This is a genomic window from Salinivibrio proteolyticus, from assembly GCF_001996165.1.
Lineage (GTDB): Bacteria > Pseudomonadota > Gammaproteobacteria > Enterobacterales > Vibrionaceae > Salinivibrio > Salinivibrio proteolyticus.
This window is the reverse complement of sequence record NZ_MUFP01000018.1, coordinates 125,493-142,205: the sequence shown is the minus strand read 5'-3', so window position 1 is coordinate 142,205 and position 16,713 is coordinate 125,493. Positions and strand designations below refer to the sequence as shown.

Below are 16,713 nucleotides of genomic sequence, written 5' to 3'. Positions count from 1 at the left end.
AGTCAGTTGCAGGTGCTCCCGGCTGTCGCACCTGGAAGGTACCCAGAAGTGCTCCGATATATCCTCGACATGGCAGAGAGCTTTGTACTTCCAGAGAGGCGAGAGAGGACATACCCAAGAGCAGTAAAGAAAAGGCCCAATCGCTATGCGACTAGGCCTTCTAAAAGACGCAACTCAGCTTAATTCACATGCATTACGTCTTTCGGGACGCCTTTTTTATCCTGCCAACTTTCACTCACGCAAATAGGCAACAAGCTCACCTTTCCCAATGGGAAGTACACCCACATCGAGTTCAGACTGTTGCTCAAGCCATCGCTTAAAAGGGGCAATCTCGTCAGCATGGGATAAAGCATTATCGACCACTAACAGGCCCTGAGGCTTGAGAAGTTGGAATAAACGTGGCGCAAAGGAGAGGTACTGACTTCGATCGGCATCGAGAAAAATGAGCTCAAACTGTCCCTCAAGGCGAGCAATCCAGTCACTTGCATCACCCAATTTAGCATCTATCCGTTTATCCATGCCGGCTTGTCTAAAGTGCTGTTGCGCTTGTTGATGTTTTGTTTCATCGCACTCAATCGTTACCACTTGCACGCTATTGCCGCCCGCGCGCGCAAGCCATAACGTTGAATACCCCATTGATGTACCAATTTCTAATATGCGAGTAGGCTGAATTTCATCCACTAACAGCGCTAAGAATTTTCCGGTTCCAGGCGTGATATTCAGCCACTTCTTACCTTTATCGTGTTGCAGGGCATCATTCTCTGTCCCCTGCATTTGCAACTGCTCCAAGACGTCCATGGTCATTAATCCAAGACAAGGCTGCCATTATCATCAAATTGCCAACAATCGCCATAAGCCACTTCCCAAAGATAGTTATCCGGATCGGCAAAGTAGCCGCTGTAGCCTCCCCAAAATACGTCTTGTGCAGGTTTAACAATACGACCGCCACAACGCTCTGCCAAAGCCAGCACCTCCTCCACTTCCTCTTTGGAACGCGTATTGTGCGCTAACGTAATGCCACCAAACCCTGTCTCGTTAACGGTGAGTCCGGGCTTGATATCATCGGCTAACGAGTCTGCGGGATATAACGCTAATCGTGTACCTGCGGTACTAAAAAACACGATGCCTTCTTCAGGATGGCTATGCGTTGGAAAGCCTAACTGGCGATAAAATTCATACGAACGTGATAAGTCAGCGACACCCAAAGTGATAATACTAATTCGTGCTTCCATACCGTTGCTCCTTCGCTTAATGAGTGGGGGCATTGAGCCGCTTTTCACCTAGCCATGAAAATGCGCGCAATAAATGAGGGACCGCCGCTTCTACAATTTCGCCATGTGCCATGACAAGGCGCTGCGGTGTCCAATTAATCAAGGTACGAATATGTGTTGCTAATTCGTCTTTGTGAAACCAAAAGCTCAATCGCCAATCGAGTGGCGTTTTACCATTGGGCGCTGTCACACCTGACCACTCGGCAATTTTGCGTTTAAAAGGTGAAAATGCCTCGGGACGAAAATTTTCAATCAGATCAGTGACTATCAGCGTTTGACTTTGCCGATGGAAAAACACGCATTCAGTCATCACTGGCGAGCCGGTAATCAAACATTGCGCGATCTCATCGTGCCAAGCAGGCTCAGACAAGTCCTCAAAACAGTGATCAAAACATAGATCATCTCGTTTTTTCACCACTTGTTGGGTACCCACTAGTTGTGCATCAGGAAACGCCTGAACCCATTCGGATAAGAACAGGTGGTGCAACTGGTTAGGGGCGATTAAATAGCGCACTCTTCCCAGCGACGCCAGCTCACTGTGCAGTGCCTCGGTGAGCTTTATTGGGCTGTGAATCCATAGGGAGTGATCGGCAAGCCTCACCACTACCATACGTGTGGTGTAGGGCAAGGTGAAAAAGGGAACAGCCTCACCATCGGCAATCCAAATTGACGTATCGAGTTGATACACAGCAGCCTCCTATTCGGTAACCTTAAACTGTAGCTTGTTAGCTAACCGGTAAGTGTGCGAATAATCACAGCCTTACAGTGTGTCTAACTCAATATGGTGATTGATGTTCTTCAGTGTGACCCCTGCTGCAGCAAGTCGAGTTTGGATATCACTCAAAGCGGCTTGATAGTCATCACTCCGTTCAAAGCCGGCTAGCGTTTGCCTGTCTTTAAACATCAGCCGCACGGTTAAGCTTTGTGGAAAACGCTGATAATTTACCTCATGCGTCAGCCACTCGAACCCCGCGATTTTCTCCATCGTGAGCTCGCAAACCTCTGTCAGTGCCTCTCGAATCGCTTTGTCATACTTCTTGTCTGTTTTTCGCATGGTACTTCTCTTTTACTGCTCATTGGTCTTGCGTTTGGGATCTGTGCGGGTGTGCTCGACAAAAATCAGCTCTTCGGTGGCAAAACCCCGCTGTTTCGCCGCTGCAATAAACTGCTCCTTCACGGACTCCGAGACAGTTGGCGTGCGCGATAACAGCCATAGGTAATCGTGGTCAGGCCCCGAAATAAAGGCATATTGGTAGTTGTCATCCAACTCAAACACCACATACGACCCATAGAAAGGCCCAAAGAATGAAACCTTCAGGTACCCTGTCTTATCGTTTTCAACGAAGTACGCCTTGCCTTCTGCCTCTTGCCATTGACCCTCTTCACGGCTGTAGCCACGATTAATCACTTTGACGCCGCCGTCTTCACGTAAGCTGTATGTTGCGGTGACATCCGATAAACCCCGCTCAAAAGAGTGATCCAGTCGCGCCACTTCATACCAAGTGCCTAAATAGCGGTTAAGCTCAAAGTTTGTTACGGGTGTAACCTGTTTTGGCATGCCTAGACATCCAGTTAACATTAAGGACAATAACCCAATCATCCAGCGTCTTTTCATTGTTATTCCCTCTTTAAATCCAACATGATGAGTCTTACTCAACAACAAGTTTGATCGTTTACATGCTTTGTCAATTTTTGGTCAACTCGCTGTTTTTCTGCTTGCCAATGCGCCAAACCAGTGCTTATATAAGCGCTCTTTAGTCACAGAGGTAATCACAATCCATGGACAGCGACCGATGTCGTGTTATGCCCTCCCCCGCTTCCTTTAACGAGGAGGTAATCGTATGTTAACACTCTTTATGGAACCCCAAACTTGGGTGGTCTTTTTTACCCTTCTGACCCTTGAAGTGGTATTGGGTGTTGATAACTTAGTCTTTATTTCCGTATTGTGTGAGCGTCTCCCCAAAGAGAAACGCCGCTTCGCACGTACCTTGGGTATTGGTCTTGCCGTGATCAGCCGGATTGGCTTGTTGCTATCCATCGCTTGGGTCATGTCGTTGACTGCGCCACTGTTTACGATTGGTACGGAACCGGTTACCGGTAAAGACCTTATCATGCTGTTTGGCGGTGGCTTTTTGCTGCTAAAAAGTGCCAAAGAGCTGTGGGTATGGCTCGGTCATGGCGAACCCATTAGCCACTCGACACAAGTACGCACCGGTATGGCAGTGATTTTGCTGCAAATCGTTGCGGTAGATGCGGTGTTCTCGATGGACTCAGTGATCACTGCGGTCGGTCTAACCCAAGATGTGCCCGTGATGGTCGCCGCCATTATTACCGCCGCCATCATTATGATGATCGCAGCAGAACCCGTAAATAATCTGGTCAGCCGTTATCCTGGGTTTAAAACCTTGGCCTTGCTGTTCTTGGTGCTATTGGGCTTGCTGCTGATGGCCGAAGGTGCTGGCATTCATATCAACAAAGGCTACGTGTATGTTGCGATGGCATTTGGTTTGATACTTGAGCTTTGCCACATTCGATTGCGCAACAAGCAGCGCTTGAACATCAAGCGTATTCGTCCGCACTTTTCGTTAAAAGTGTCACGTCGGATTGCTGACAGCCGTTAATTCTAAGGGGCCGTCGCCACACTTTTGATGGCGGCGGCTCTATCTTTAAACTGGATTTTTCCCACACAGCATTGACCCAATTGTGCATAGTGCGCTTGGACACGCGTCACGAGCTGCTCAAATGGCATGATTTGCCCGCTAGACTGCCAGTGCTGACCTCCGTCTTGGCTTAGCCAGCAAACGCCTTGGCTATCCACCAGCCGATCGTCTTCTGTGATCACATTTTCGCTCAGCGCCTTAAGCGACGCCGGATCGGAGGCAAACGAGAGTTCGTCATCGCCATGCCAAATCAGGAGCGCAGGATATTCAAGATACGTATTCATTGCTTGGGCTTAAACATGGCCAGATTGAGTTCAACAGACGAACCCATCCAACCGACATGGTCAGTATGATCTATGTAGTCATCGCCCGTCACGCCATGCAAAAACACGGTTAAATCGGCCCGGTGCGCCTCAAGCCATGTCATCACCTCATAGAACGCGGCGTTGTCAAAGGCGATCTGAAAACTCCACTTTGGATGTGGGCCAACGCATTTGCGATGAAAACGGCCAAGGTCGATGGGCAGTGACGATGCAGCGGCTGCTTGATAGATAATATCCGCCTGCGCTTCGGTATCAGCCTCATAGTATACATGGGCGTGGTAAGCCTGATGAACATTGGGAAAAGCGTGGAAAGAAGACATAAGCATCATTCGATTCAAAAAGATGGAATTGAGAATAGTTTACGTGAAACCAAGGCAAAGAAATAGTGACCAACGGTGTGGCTATTCACTCATGGCGCTAATCAACGCCGCCTAACTAAACGATAATAAGAAAAAGCGGCCGAGGCCGCTTTTGTTTGGTAAGAACCTTTACGACAACGCGTCGGTTAATTCAACACACCGTTTGAGTTATCGATACTATCCAAGCTGGCGTCTTCACCAAAATCAACCGCTTGACGGATCATTTCAGCGTGCACGGCTTGTTCTGCAAGCTCCGCCGATTGCGGGAAAATAAAGGTGCTATGGCTGGCGTTATTACCGGCAAAATCAACAAAGTTCTGGCCACCTTGTGCAGCGGGTGAGCTGGTATTGATGGTTGGTAGGCCAAGTTTCGAGGCTAATGGCTCAGAGCCGGCAAAATTATCCACAATGCCCGGAACCGTGTAAGCAACGTCGTTCGGGACCGTATCATCACAATCAACTTGCAGCATATAAATCGGCGTGGTGCTGCCAGTAATATAGCTTGCATTTGTATATGGATCGACGGTATCGAGCAAGGTTTGGGCTGCATAGCTAAATTGCTGAATCACACCCTGAACCTGAGCATTTGCACTTGCTGAGCCATTTGCCTCAAAGGTCTTGTAGCAGGTCACATTGTTTTCTGCGCTATTATCGAGCGTACAATTGTCGCCGGCAAAGGTCTGGTAAGCGGCACTGCCTTTAAACGCGACACTGTGCTTAATCAAAGGACCAAACGAGTCTGACCCGAGCAACAAGTTAGCAATTTGCCCTCCAGAATTCGCTACGCTTAGCGCAGAGAAATCATAGTAAGGGCCAACTCCTGTTACCGCGTTATCACGGTTAGACGCCGCAAACGCAGTGGTGCCAACAATACCGCCCAGCGAATGGCCTAGCAAGCGTGGTGCCGAAGTAGCAAAAGACGACATCGCCGCTAATGGCGTCCCCGCGAATCCACCCGCCAATTCGGTGCGGGTCAAAGCTGCGCGCACACCCATTACATCCAACTCACTTTGGCGCACATTGTCACGCGCCACAGCCAAGTTGTTAAGGTTCAGGTACGCTGTCACATCCACGTTGGCAGAGCGCTTCGCATCTAAGCTACGCTCGCCATGAAGCGGCAAATCAATCGCCATAATGGCTTGATTGGCATTAGCAAAGTTAGGCGCAAAGAAGTAAGCATTTTCTTTTGCCGAGGTAATCCCGTGCTGATAAACCGTGAGTTGGGTATCGCTATCAACAGTTGCTGGCGTAAACAGCAAGAAAGGTACCTCTTGTACCGATTTAATCTGCGGTACAGGGCTGTAGCGGGTAATAATGCGCTCAGGGTCTAATTGACTGCCATCAGCCTTGGTCAGCGTCACGCCGGCCAGCTTAAAAAGCTCGTTGACTATCTGTGATTTATCGTTACCCGTTAATACAGCGACGTCGACACCCGCGCCTGTCAACTGAGCGGTGATGGTCGCCTGTTGTTCAGGGTCTTGCAGCGCATTCAGTACTTTGACCAAGCTAGGGGTGGCTGACTCAAACGGCTGACTATTCCAATTACTATCCGTTTCCAGATAGTAAGGTAGCTTGATGGTACCTTTGCTCACATTAACATTGACGCTGCTAAACGTTGTCTTGAGCGTCGCCTTAATATTATCGGCATCATTGGGATCAAAGTACTTAGTAAACTGGGCATCGGCGTCCAATGCCGTGTCGTAGTCCTGAGTACTGGTAATGTCGATGGTGTAAGCGTCCGATAAATCGGCATTATTAGGGTTGGCGCCCGCTTTCCACACAGCAGCAAGGTTTCCTGCAGTCAAGCCATTTGCCGTCGCTAGCTTGGTGTAGTTTAAGCTGTCACCCACCGATTGGGTTGAAAACCAGGTGGAGTAGACGATTTTGGTCGGATCAACACCTTCTGCGGCAGCTACCAATTTTTCAACTCCCTGAATCACCGCTTCTGGTGCTTCAAGTAGTGAGTTCTCATAAGTGACAGTCTGGGATTTTAATCCCGCATAGCTCGATGGCATGCCAATCGGATCGCCGTTTACGTCCTGAATATCATCGGTTAGAGCAATAATGTACTCACTGCTGGCGTTGAGATCCTTAACAGGCAACACCGTCAGTGTGTCACTGGCCGCATCGCTCAGTACTTGAAAGTCGGTGCCTTGTTGGAGCACAGCTTTAACGCTAGGTGTTCCCGTCATTGATTCGGTCAGCTCAATGAGATAAACCCCATTAGTCACAAGCCCTGAATTGAGGCCTGCGCCACGGAAGTTAAATACCAAAGGCATCGAGGTTGACCAACCATCCATGGTATTCATAGCAGCCTTTGGGTTGGTAAGCGCGTTGTCACCTTCCGTGGGTATTTTTAGCGTCCCATCTTCACTGTCCATCAGCAAAAAGGTAGGAACAGGCATAGTCGGTTTAGCATCCACCAAGGTGAAGTCGACCGAAGTGGGTCGATCAATGGCGGTTTGAATATAACTTTCAAATTGAGGTGTGTTGGTATCACTGGCATTTTCGTCGCCACACCCAGCCAAGATGATCGCAGTTGCCAAGACTGACAATTTTAACTGTTTTTTAAGCATCATGATATCCCGGTTAGAACTGGTAATTAAGCTGAACCGAGCTGATGTAAGCGGTTCCGTTAGAATCAAACTCGAGGTTTTGTTTCAGCGCATTTTGTTCTGTGAATGAGCCGTCACGGCTACGCACGATGGCAAAGCCGGCATCAATACTGAGATCGTTATCGTATTGGTAGGTCAAACCTGTGGCATACCAATAACGGTCAGCGTCTGGGATACTCAGCGTCGCCTCACCAGCTTGTTCGTCATAGGCAAAGCCGAGGCGGCCCGTCCAGTGTTGATTAAACTGATACGTCGAGCCAATTGACCAACGGTCGTTATCCTTGTACGACTCGTCTTTGACAAAACACACCTTGTTGTCGGTGCATTCATCGGAGGTGGCGCGCAGCTCGGTAAAGCTGCTCCAATTGGTGTGTTGATAGCTATAGTGGACGGCAAACGCGTCGGTCAGTTGGTGAAAGCCTGACACTTCCCAGTAAGACGGCAAAGATAGCTCGAGGCGTCCTTTAACCGACGCTGCGTTAGCAAACATACCGTTGTTGCCATCAAAGGTCCCATCTTCAAATGTGCCGTCATCAAAATCGAGATCCACCTTGGAGCGATAGCMAACACCAAAACGGTGATTTTCATTGATTTCATACAACGCTCCAAGATTCCAACCGTACCCAAAGGTTTCACCTTTTAGACTCAGCAATTTTTCGGATGGACTGGTCGGGTCTAAAGGTCCCTTATGGCGAGTCAGTGTTGCTTTAGCATAGGTGAGGTTGACGCCCGCGCCGAGGCTTAATTCAGGGGTAACTTGATATGCAATCGCCGGGTTTAAGTTAGTTGAGAGCAAATCGGTGTCGCCGGCCAAGTCGCCTGCTTGAATATCATCAGGATAATCGGTCGCAATACCATAGGTGGTGAAGAGACCAATCCCCCACGTCCATTTTCCCTCTTGAGGGCTGACATAAAAGCCCGCTGGCACGACCTTCATTGGCGCCACATCTTTGGCATATTCATTGTTGGTGCGATCTTTTACATCGACATCGGGATCAATCAGGGTCAATGCACCAGATAATTGGGCGCGGTCAAATCGCATCATGGCCGCAGGGTTACGTGCCAATACCGCGGCATTGTCAGCAACCGCGGCGTCACCTGCAAAAGCGCGTCCTAGCCCTGACGCTGATTGCTCGGATACTTGAAACCCTGCACCGTAGGCTTGGGTTGCTGCAAATACGCTGAGCGCAATGAGAGAATACTGCTTCTTGTTCACTAGTCAGACCTCCGAGGTCTTGTTTTAATATTGAGTTACAGATGTTAATTATTGGTAAACACCTTGTCAAATCAGTCGATTACAACAAGGTGTTAAAGAGGGCGGATTATAGAGGGCCGATGTGTGAGATAAAGGAGAACTTAATTGGTAAGACCAGTTCAGCCAAAAAGTGGCGGCTTTGCAGGCAAAATTGCGAAAAAACCGTAGTTATTGTCGGTATTTTTATCAAAGCGTTAGGCGTACACTGTCGCGGTACATCGCGCTTTTTTGCTATGACTTAACAAGGAGCCACCATGATTGAGCAAGGACAACCCTTACCCACTTCCACACTCAGCGAACTCACTGCTGAAGGAATGCAAACCCACGACATCCCTGCCCTTTTCGTCAACAAGAAGGTTGTGTTGTTCGCGGTGCCGGGAGCCTTTACCCCAACCTGTTCAGAGTCGCACTTACCGGGCTTTGTGGTGAAGGCGGATGAGATTAAAGCAAAAGGCGTCGATATGATTGCTTGCGTCTCCGTCAACGATGCCTTTGTGATGCAGGCGTGGGGCGAAGCACAAAACGCCAATCAGATCCATATGCTGGCTGACGGTGATGGCAGCTTTACCCAAGCGCTAGGATTGGAAATGGACTCAGGTAAGTTTGGGGGTATTCGCTCACAGCGTTATGCGATGGTGATTGACAATGGCATCGTCACGCATTTGAACGTTGAAGCGCCAAAAAGCTTTGACGTCTCCAGTGCCGAGGCGGTTCTCGCCCTGCTGTAGCGGTTAGCGGGCGGTGGCGTTTTCTCGCCACCGCTTCGTTATTTACACTGACTTCTCAGTGACTTTACGACGAAGTACATACTTTTGCACTTTGCCCGTCGATGTTTTCGGGAGCGCGGTAAAGATCACCTTTTTCGGTGCCTTGAAGTGCGCCATTTGTTCTCGACAAAAAGCAATAATTTCGGCTTCGGTCACGGCTGATGCTTCGGTCGTTTTGACAAACGCACAGGGGACCTCACCCCACTTTTCATCGGGCATCGCAATCACCGCCACTTCTTCAATATCAGGGTGTCGGTACAGGACGTCTTCCACTTCGATACTGGAAATGTTCTCCCCACCACTAATGGTAATGTCTTTGAGTCTGTCCTTGATTTCGATGTAATTATCGGCATGCCATACCGCTAAGTCGCCAGTGCGAAACCAGCCGTTACTCATGGCATCTTCCGTCGCGCTCGGGTTCTTTAGGTAGCCTTTCATGACAATGTTACCGCGAACAAAAATCTCACCCAGCGTGCCACCATCTTTTGCCACCGGTTTAAACGTCACCGGATCGGCAACCATCAGTCCACCTTGCATTGGGGCCCGTACACCTTGGCGCGCTTTCATCCGTGCTTTTTCTTGTTGCGAGAGTTGATCCCAGTGGTGTTGCCATTCACACACCACACAAGGGCCGTAGGTTTCAGTGAGACCGTAAACGTGGGTCACTTCAATCCCCATCGCTTCCATCCCTTCAATTACAGAAGCCGGTGGTGCCGCCCCTGCGGTCATTGCTTTAACCGTATGGTGAATCTCAGCTTTTAGCGCCGGATCTGCGTTATTCATCATGTTCAGCACAATCGGCGCACCACAAAAATGAGTCACTTTGTGAGTTTTTATCGCATCAAAGATAGGCTCTGCTCTGACATGCCGTAGACTGACACTCACCCCCGCCGTTGCGGCCACCGTCCATGGGAAACACCAACCATTACAGTGGAACATGGGTAGCGTCCAAAGATAAACAGGATGCGCATCCATATTCCAAGACAACACATTACTCACCGCGTTCAGATGGGCGCCGCGATGGTGATACACCACCCCTTTGGGATTGCCGGTTGTGCCTGAGGTGTAATTAAGTGAAATAGCTTGCCATTCATCGTCTGGCAATGCGTACTGATAATCACAATCTCCTTGTGCTAAAAAAGTCTCGTACGTAATTTCACTGATACATTCGCCATGTGGATAGAGCGGATCATCAATCGCAATCACCAGTGGACGGTGTTTGATCATTTTTAATGCCCGCTTTGCGACTGCTGTCATCTCCTTGTCGACGATAAAGACTTTGCTTTCCGCATGTTCGAGAATAAACGCGACGGTTTCCGCTTCTAGCCGGGTATTAATGGTATTGAGAACGGCACCTGTCATCGGCACGCTAAAATGCAACTCAAAGACTTCGGGCAGATTGGGGGCCATCACCGATACTGTATCACCAAGCCCGATCCCGGCTTGGCTTAATGCCGAGGCAAATTGGCGACATCGCTGATCCACTTGCTGCCAACTCCAACATAGATGACCATGAACGCTAGCCGGATAATCAGGATAGACGCTAGCGGCTCGCTCGAGGAAAGAAAGTGGGCTGAGTATTTGATAATTGGCTGAACTTTTGTCCAAGCCAAGCTCATAGATGTTACTGGCTGACATAACGCGCTCCTTGCTGACCTTGTCTAGATAACTAGATCAACCTAGCATGTCATCAAGCTTACGCTATACAACTTAAGTCGATATGGTGGCGAGAACGCAAAAAGGCCCAGCAATGCTGAGCCTTGTGATTAATGTTCCGTCGAGTTAAAAGTGCAATGACGCGCCAAGCACAACTTTGCGCTCTTCGCCCAACGTGGTTTTATTTTGTACACCACCAGCGAGATAGCTTTCGTTGAAGAGGTTTTCAACATTCACACTCAGTTTCAAGTCCGTTTGTTCACCGGCTTTGATGGTATGGCCCACACCTGCATTCACTGTGGTGTAACCTGGCTTATGATAGGTATTTTTCATATCGCCATAACGATCACCGACATAACGCGCACCTACGTTCACATAGGTTTGGTTATCGACATCATAGCGAGACCAAATGCTGGCGCCCCACTCTGGCGTATCGGCAGGCTGTTTGCCATCGTTCGCAGGATTGAACGGGTCTTCGATGCGTGCATCTAAATACGTCGCTGAGCTATGCACTGACCAACTGTCAGTCACTTGACCGGCAAGGCTGACCTCAACCCCTTTATGCGTTTGTTTACCTAATTGTGTGGTGCGTGAAGTGAGACTGCCTTGTCCGGTGATTGCCTCTTTGACCACTTTATTTTCTTGTTCAATTTGGAACAAGGCGGCACTGAATAACGCTTGGTCGTTCAATAACGCTTGTTTATAGCCGAATTCGTACAGCTTACCTTTTACCGGTTTTAGCGCCATGCCGTCATTAATATCGGTATCACTATCAACCGGATTTTTCGGCTCAAAGCTCTCAGAATAAGTCACGTACAGCGTTTTTTCCGGTGACGGATGATACATTACCGCGGCTTTAGGCAACACGTTATAATACGTATCCGTCTCGTTATCCTCGCGATCGTAGCGAAGCCCTGCAAGCAGCTGCCATTGTGGGTTCAGTGTCATTAAGTCTTGCGCATAAAAGCCAATGGAATCAGTAGGCTCAGGATCACGCGGAGTTGCTGTGCCATAATGAATATCTGGCTCCGGATACGCACCACCAATCACGGCGGTTTGGTTTTTCTTCATTACACGCTGACCGATATAGTCATTACGCAGCGCATTGGCGCCAATCAGCACGTGGTGATCGATATTCCCGAACTGAAATGCACCGGTGACATCAAGATAAGCCGTATCCAGTACCCAATTGTCGTGACGGTCCATGGCAAAGTATTTGAACGATTGGGTATTCACGTCGTACGTTTCACGCTGTCCGAATCCTTCATGGTAATGACGTTTGTAGTCTTGGCGATTGTAGCCTGATTTGACTTTCCAATCCGGCGTTAATTGGCTGACAATATCGACTCCGTAGTTCTCGACATCAATGTCCATGAACGACCAAGGCGCTTCCCAGATAAATTGGCTGCCCAGTTGCGGTTTACCATTGATGATGTTGGCACCGTTATCGCTATTACTGTCATCAATCACACGATCATAGTGAAGAGAAAGCTGGGTATCGGGCGTGATGTCGTAATCTAGCATCAAGCCTGCAATTTGACGGTCGAGCTCAGGTTCACTGCCATCTAAATAGCGACGTGATGAGCCCTCGCTTTGTTTCGATAGTACCATCCGACCGCGTAAGGTGCCGCTCTGGTTGAGAGAACCCGACGCATCGGCGACGGTGTGTTGATAATCGTTAGTACCGACTTTCTGACTGATTGACGCTTGGAACGCAGCTGTTGGTCGTTTGGTGACCATATTCACCAGACCGCCCGGTGCGGACTTGCCATAGAGCAAACCTGCTGGCCCTTTTAACACCTCAACGCGTTCCATCAGCTCAACAGGATGTCGATAATAAGACCATTGCTGCTGGCCATTACGCAGGTAGCCTGTTCCGGTATCAAGTTCAAAACCACGTAGCATGAAAATCTCACGATTGCGGTCCGTACCCCCTACACCAATGCTGGCGTCATTTACCAACACATCTCCTAGTGTCGTGGCGTTTTGCTCTTGAATCAGCGTTTGATCCATCACAGCCACTTGGCCCGTTGTTTCTAGTTGGCTGACCTCCATTCGCATCGCCGTTTCATTGCTATTAGCCTTAAAACGTGCCTGATGGCCTTCAACCACATAGACTTCATCAACCGGTTCTGTCGGGTTGGTTGCGGCTGTACTGTTAAGGGGTGACAGCGCGACAGCCACAAAAACGGCAAGGGGGTGTTTCTTCAACATGAGACTTCCTGTAGCTAACGATTATTTGAACGCATCGGAACATAAACGATAACCAGTCTCATTTCTATTTGTTTTCACCCATACGCAACTGTTTGCGCTTTTTTTCGTCAGTATTGTATAAGTTATGTTACAAAACTGTGGGGTTTCATCAACTTACTGATGATCTACCGTTTGATACCTTCGGCCTATACCTTGTAGCCAGCGAGCGAGATCTTGCGTGGCTATGACCCAAGTTTGATCATGACAAAAAGGCTGGCATTCCACCGCTTGGACGTGCCATATCGCATTCGCGATCACCAAACTAACGCGATGCTCAGGATCGTTCATCACATCAAATACCGATACGGCACCAGATTGCGCCTGCAAATAGGTGTCGAGTTGCTGCGATGAGGCAAACGATAAGCGAGACGTGCCCAAGGCTTCACTCAATCCGGCTAAATTGACGGTGGCTTTGCCCGGTAACACCACCAAGAAAAACTGTTTTCCTTTTCTGTCTTTCAACAGCAAATTCTTGGTCGGGTTTGCATCAGTATGCAAACCGAGCGCGTCTGCTTGTTCACACGTATAGACAGGCTGATGGCGGTATATTTTTACTGAAATACCATGCGCTTTAAGGCTTTGAAGCAGCGCAGCCTGTTGACCTGAAAGTGGTGGCGTCCCTGTCATAATCTTCCTTATTAGTTTGCTAGTTCGTCCCCATCCGTCCCTTACAGGCACAGACTGTTAGTTTTATCGTACGCCCAGCAAGCCCATATTCACTATTAGGCTTTCTTATGTGACTTAAGAATAATTAAATACACTTATTTAGAATAAAAATGTAACTTTATCGCAACGTTAATCACAAGGAGAGAAACATGGTACTCAAAGTGAGTTTTCACTCGGGTCGTCAAGTGACCTATCATCGACATGCTAAAAAGCTACACACTCACTTAGCGACGACCAAGCTGCCTACACGCTGGGCCAAGCGCACTCTACCCTCTGTGCGTAGCACACGATAAAGCATTACTCCGACTTAGGTTGCGGCTGGGGCTGCGAGGCAACTAACTGAAAGTACTGTGCACGTAGCGCTTGTAACTCACCACGTTGAGCCGCACTGTCCAAATACGCGTCAATCTGCGCCACTAAATCATTCGCTTGTGGCGCATATCGGCTCACTTGAGCATGAAATGCTTTCGTAAGACTAGCATGCCATCTCTATCGATATGCTCAGGCGCTTTGCTCGTTATTCGGACGTTGCGGTTAACGACAACGAAAGCGTGAGAACCGCATCTCGGCTGCGCCCTGTCTCCACGAATCCCAGCGTTTGATACAATGAAACGGCTGGATTTTCTGCAAAAACACGCAACGCTAAGTGCGCATAGCCAGACGTTTGCGCATAGGCGACCGCCCAATTGATTGCCTCGCGGCCGATCCCTTGCCGCTGCTTACTCGGCTCAATCTGTAAATCACGGATAAAAAGTATTTCACCGTCTGCCTTCAAGCGAATGACGCCACAACGCTTTCGCTCATGGCGAATTTCATAATTATCAAAAACTCGCCAACTTTCCATAAACATCTGTGGATTCCAAGCGATTTTCCTCGCTTCATAGTAAGGGGCCATATTCTCTTGGATCAGCTTTTGACTGTAATTCGCATCCGTTGTCGGACCAATCGCAACATCCATGTCGTTCTCCTCTTATCCACGCTTGGCTAAACGTGCTTTGACGGCACTTACACCTTGCCAATCTTCCAACTCTTGTTCGGGGTGCTCGGATCGAAATTGCTGATACAGCGCAATGCCCTGCGGATCTTCCAGCACATCAACCGTCACGCCTTTCTCTTTCAGCATCGTCTCGTTACCGCTCGCACTGGTGACATCCCCCACCACCACTCGAGAAAAACCGCGCATGCTGATCAATGCCGCGCACACATCACATGGGCTTAAACTGGTAAACAAGGTTGTTTGGCTGAAGTCAATTCGCCCAGCATCACGTATTGCGGCCGTTTCGCCATGATTATAGGGGTGATTTTCTTGCACCAAGGTATTGTGCCCTTTACCTACGATTTGACGTGTTTCATTGTCAACAATCACCGCACCGATGGGGCACCCTCCTTCATCAGCGCTTTTTTGGGCCAACAACACCGCGATGCGCATCAAATCGGCATCGGTCAGTTTTTGGCTGAAGCTGTTATCCACCAGTACCGGCAAACTACGCGTTGGCATATGCGCCACGGCACGCAGCGCTGCTTCCGTTACCGTGCTATTTGCATTGAGTAGCATCGACGTTCTCCTTATTCGGTTTCGCTGATGACTCTGACCTGAGCTAAACCACAAGATCATCAATTTACCACCAATGAATGAACCAAACAGTGATAAGGTTTGTATTGGTCAGTTCGATATTTGTTATTGGTTAAATCAACCTTTTGCGTCTTCGTCTGTACTTATAAGCCAAGGGTGGTGATAGCAACTCTGTTCAGGGATTTTTATGATAAAACGTTTGATTATTATGTTAGTCGCATGTGGTCTCCTTTTTGGGGGAATTTTTGCTTACAAAGCGGTAGGCAACCATTTTATGAACCAATTCTTTGACAACATGCCTGCCCCTAAGGTCACCGTGACGGCCACTACAGTCTCAACCCACCCTTGGCGTGAACAACAAACCACCATTGGTAGTTTTGCGGCCATTAATGAAACCCAGCTAACTACCGAGGCAAGCGGCATCGTCAACAATATCTTGTTCGACAATGCGACATCGGTGAAAAAGGGACAATTACTGGTCACCTTGGATGCCAGCGTTGATGAGGCAGAATTACGTCGACTCGAGTCCGTGGCAGAACTGGCACAACTTGAACTGCGGCGTTATCAGCGGCTATTTAGAGATAAAAACATCTCCGAGTCAGAGCTAAAACGTAAAGAAAGTGAAGCCAAACAAGCGATTGCCGCTGTCGACAGCCAAAAAGCGCGCATTGAGCAAAAGTCATTAACCGCGCCTTTCGACGGCATCATTGGGATCAGAGACGTCAGTCTTGGCCAATTAATGTCCCCGGGGACAGCGGTTGCGACACTCACGTCAGTGACCCCAATTCACCTAAACTTTACCCTGCCCGAGCAGCAGCTCAGCACCCTGAAAAATGGTCAAACCGTTTCTGCCACGATTAGCGCACAGCCTGACGAGGTCTTTACCGGCACAGTGACTGCAATTTCGCCGGTTGTGACGCCCTCGAGTCGCAGTGTCGACATTCAAGCCACCTTTGACAACCCAGATGCCGTTTTACGGTCAGGTATGTTCGCACGCGTGAGCCTTGATCAAGGTGAAGAAACGCAAAATGTTTTGCTGGCACCACAAAGCGCGATTCAATTTAATCCGTATGGCAACGCGGTATTCGTGATCCAAGAGCAAGACGATGCATTGACGGTACAACAGCGCTTTGTGCAAACGGGCGCGCGCCGCGGTGACATGATTGTGATTAAAGACGGCCTTCAACCCGGTGACCGTATCGTTACCTCCGGCCTCCTCAAGCTCCGTAACGGCAGCAACATCAAGATCAGTGACAACGAACGTGTTCAGCCGAGCGAAGATCTTGATCCCAACGTTGTGAATCAATAGGAGCGA

The 16,713-nt window shown here is 49.0% G+C and carries 18 protein-coding genes and 1 pseudogene; 4 read left to right on the top strand and 15 right to left on the bottom strand.

What is annotated here, in order from left to right; translation table 11 throughout:
- A pseudogene (locus tag BZJ19_RS13705) lies at positions 1 to 183 on the top strand (IS4 family transposase); the annotation flags it as partial.
- 48 nt (positions 184 to 231) lie between these two features.
- On the opposite strand, the gene BZJ19_RS13700 reads toward BZJ19_RS13705, so the two are convergent.
- The 5 genes from BZJ19_RS13700 to BZJ19_RS13680 form a co-directional block, all read right to left on the bottom strand.
- On the bottom strand, positions 232 to 798 hold the full coding sequence (locus BZJ19_RS13700) for an O-methyltransferase (protein WP_157891200.1): 567 nt from the start codon (positions 796 to 798) through the stop codon (positions 232 to 234).
- Between the two features lie 5 nt (positions 799 to 803).
- Positions 804 to 1,232: a VOC family protein gene (locus tag BZJ19_RS13695; RefSeq protein ID WP_077640297.1), complete on the bottom strand. Its 429-nt coding sequence runs from the start codon at positions 1,230 to 1,232 to the stop codon at positions 804 to 806.
- A 16-nt stretch (positions 1,233 to 1,248) separates the two neighbouring features.
- Positions 1,249 to 1,959, bottom strand: coding sequence for a DUF4336 domain-containing protein (locus BZJ19_RS13690; protein ID WP_077676035.1), 711 nt, complete (start codon positions 1,957 to 1,959; stop codon positions 1,249 to 1,251).
- Positions 1,960 to 2,031: 72 nt separating this feature from the next.
- Complete coding sequence (locus BZJ19_RS13685) at positions 2,032 to 2,325, bottom strand: hypothetical protein (RefSeq protein ID WP_077676034.1); 294 nt, start codon at positions 2,323 to 2,325, stop codon at positions 2,032 to 2,034.
- 12 nt (positions 2,326 to 2,337) lie between these two features.
- On the bottom strand, positions 2,338 to 2,871 hold the full coding sequence (locus BZJ19_RS13680; RefSeq protein ID WP_420876439.1) for a lipocalin family protein: 534 nt from the start codon (positions 2,869 to 2,871) through the stop codon (positions 2,338 to 2,340).
- A 241-nt stretch (positions 2,872 to 3,112) separates the two neighbouring features.
- On the opposite strand from BZJ19_RS13680, the gene BZJ19_RS13675 reads away from it, so the two are divergent.
- A complete protein-coding gene (locus tag BZJ19_RS13675) occupies positions 3,113 to 3,892 on the top strand; it encodes a TerC family protein (RefSeq protein WP_077676032.1) in 780 nt (259 codons plus the stop codon).
- Between the two features lie 2 nt (positions 3,893 to 3,894).
- Here BZJ19_RS13675 and BZJ19_RS13670 read toward each other — a convergent pair whose 3' ends face one another.
- From BZJ19_RS13670 to BZJ19_RS13655, 4 genes are all read right to left on the bottom strand, one after another.
- On the bottom strand, positions 3,895 to 4,215 hold the full coding sequence (locus BZJ19_RS13670; protein WP_077676031.1) for a DUF4144 family protein: 321 nt from the start codon (positions 4,213 to 4,215) through the stop codon (positions 3,895 to 3,897).
- A complete protein-coding gene (locus BZJ19_RS13665) occupies positions 4,212 to 4,574 on the bottom strand; it encodes a DOPA 4,5-dioxygenase family protein (RefSeq protein WP_077676030.1) in 363 nt (120 codons plus the stop codon). The genes BZJ19_RS13670 and BZJ19_RS13665 overlap by 4 nt, the downstream gene beginning before the upstream one ends.
- A 185-nt stretch (positions 4,575 to 4,759) precedes the next feature.
- Positions 4,760 to 7,189 (bottom strand): VolA/Pla-1 family phospholipase, encoded by a 2,430-nt coding sequence (locus BZJ19_RS13660; protein WP_077676029.1) that lies wholly within the window; start codon positions 7,187 to 7,189, stop codon positions 4,760 to 4,762.
- Positions 7,190 to 7,202: 13 nt separating this feature from the next.
- A complete protein-coding gene (locus tag BZJ19_RS13655; RefSeq protein ID WP_077676028.1) occupies positions 7,203 to 8,444 on the bottom strand; it encodes an outer membrane protein transport protein in 1,242 nt (413 codons plus the stop codon).
- A gap of 293 nt (positions 8,445 to 8,737) precedes the next feature.
- Here BZJ19_RS13655 and BZJ19_RS13645 point away from each other — a divergent pair, with 293 nt between their 5' ends.
- Entirely contained in the window at positions 8,738 to 9,211 is a 474-nt protein-coding gene (locus BZJ19_RS13645; protein WP_077676026.1) for a peroxiredoxin, read from the top strand.
- Between the two features lie 42 nt (positions 9,212 to 9,253).
- Here BZJ19_RS13645 and BZJ19_RS13640 read toward each other — a convergent pair whose 3' ends face one another.
- From BZJ19_RS13640 to BZJ19_RS13620, 6 genes are all read right to left on the bottom strand, one after another.
- On the bottom strand, positions 9,254 to 10,888 hold the full coding sequence (locus BZJ19_RS13640) for an acyl-CoA synthetase (RefSeq protein WP_077676025.1): 1,635 nt from the start codon (positions 10,886 to 10,888) through the stop codon (positions 9,254 to 9,256).
- A gap of 144 nt (positions 10,889 to 11,032) precedes the next feature.
- Positions 11,033 to 13,120, bottom strand: coding sequence for a TonB-dependent siderophore receptor (locus BZJ19_RS13635; RefSeq protein ID WP_077676024.1), 2,088 nt, complete (start codon positions 13,118 to 13,120; stop codon positions 11,033 to 11,035).
- A 153-nt stretch (positions 13,121 to 13,273) separates the two neighbouring features.
- Positions 13,274 to 13,786: a prolyl-tRNA synthetase associated domain-containing protein gene (locus BZJ19_RS13630; RefSeq protein ID WP_077676023.1), complete on the bottom strand. Its 513-nt coding sequence runs from the start codon at positions 13,784 to 13,786 to the stop codon at positions 13,274 to 13,276.
- A gap of 336 nt (positions 13,787 to 14,122) precedes the next feature.
- Positions 14,123 to 14,275: a hypothetical protein gene (locus BZJ19_RS17130; protein WP_157891199.1), complete on the bottom strand. Its 153-nt coding sequence runs from the start codon at positions 14,273 to 14,275 to the stop codon at positions 14,123 to 14,125.
- Positions 14,276 to 14,342: 67 nt separating this feature from the next.
- Complete coding sequence (locus BZJ19_RS13625; protein ID WP_077676022.1) at positions 14,343 to 14,783, bottom strand: GNAT family N-acetyltransferase; 441 nt, start codon at positions 14,781 to 14,783, stop codon at positions 14,343 to 14,345.
- A 12-nt stretch (positions 14,784 to 14,795) separates the two neighbouring features.
- On the bottom strand, positions 14,796 to 15,380 hold the full coding sequence (locus BZJ19_RS13620) for a nucleoside deaminase (protein ID WP_167370410.1): 585 nt from the start codon (positions 15,378 to 15,380) through the stop codon (positions 14,796 to 14,798).
- 292 nt (positions 15,381 to 15,672) lie between these two features.
- On the opposite strand from BZJ19_RS13620, the gene BZJ19_RS13615 reads away from it, so the two are divergent.
- Positions 15,673 to 16,707: an efflux RND transporter periplasmic adaptor subunit gene (locus BZJ19_RS13615; protein WP_235608241.1), complete on the top strand. Its 1,035-nt coding sequence runs from the start codon at positions 15,673 to 15,675 to the stop codon at positions 16,705 to 16,707.
- Positions 16,708 to 16,713 lie beyond the last annotated feature (6 nt).

Bases quoted from the DNA above. Each gene is read 5' to 3' on its own strand.
- BZJ19_RS13680 (WP_420876439.1), bottom strand. From the start codon at position 2,871: ATGATTGGGTTATTGTCCTTAATGTTAACTGGATGTCTAGGCATGCCA.
- BZJ19_RS13660 (WP_077676029.1), bottom strand. From the start codon at position 7,189: ATGCTTAAAAAACAGTTAAAATTGTCAGTCTTGGCAACTGCGATCATC.
- BZJ19_RS13625 (WP_077676022.1), bottom strand. From the start codon at position 14,783: ATGGATGTTGCGATTGGTCCGACAACGGATGCGAATTACAGTCAAAAG.
- BZJ19_RS13670 (WP_077676031.1), bottom strand. From the start codon at position 4,215: ATGAATACGTATCTTGAATATCCTGCGCTCCTGATTTGGCATGGCGAT.
- BZJ19_RS13700 (WP_157891200.1), bottom strand. From the start codon at position 798: ATGGACGTCTTGGAGCAGTTGCAAATGCAGGGGACAGAGAATGATGCC.
- BZJ19_RS13695 (WP_077640297.1), bottom strand. From the start codon at position 1,232: ATGGAAGCACGAATTAGTATTATCACTTTGGGTGTCGCTGACTTATCA.
- BZJ19_RS13675 (WP_077676032.1), top strand. From the start codon at position 3,113: ATGTTAACACTCTTTATGGAACCCCAAACTTGGGTGGTCTTTTTTACC.
- BZJ19_RS13615 (WP_235608241.1), top strand. From the start codon at position 15,673: ATGAACCAATTCTTTGACAACATGCCTGCCCCTAAGGTCACCGTGACG.
- BZJ19_RS13620 (WP_167370410.1), bottom strand. From the start codon at position 15,380: ATGCTACTCAATGCAAATAGCACGGTAACGGAAGCAGCGCTGCGTGCC.
- BZJ19_RS13645 (WP_077676026.1), top strand. From the start codon at position 8,738: ATGATTGAGCAAGGACAACCCTTACCCACTTCCACACTCAGCGAACTC.
- BZJ19_RS13640 (WP_077676025.1), bottom strand. From the start codon at position 10,888: ATGTCAGCCAGTAACATCTATGAGCTTGGCTTGGACAAAAGTTCAGCC.
- BZJ19_RS13665 (WP_077676030.1), bottom strand. From the start codon at position 4,574: ATGTCTTCTTTCCACGCTTTTCCCAATGTTCATCAGGCTTACCACGCC.
- BZJ19_RS13630 (WP_077676023.1), bottom strand. From the start codon at position 13,786: ATGACAGGGACGCCACCACTTTCAGGTCAACAGGCTGCGCTGCTTCAA.
- BZJ19_RS13635 (WP_077676024.1), bottom strand. From the start codon at position 13,120: ATGTTGAAGAAACACCCCCTTGCCGTTTTTGTGGCTGTCGCGCTGTCA.
- BZJ19_RS13685 (WP_077676034.1), bottom strand. From the start codon at position 2,325: ATGCGAAAAACAGACAAGAAGTATGACAAAGCGATTCGAGAGGCACTG.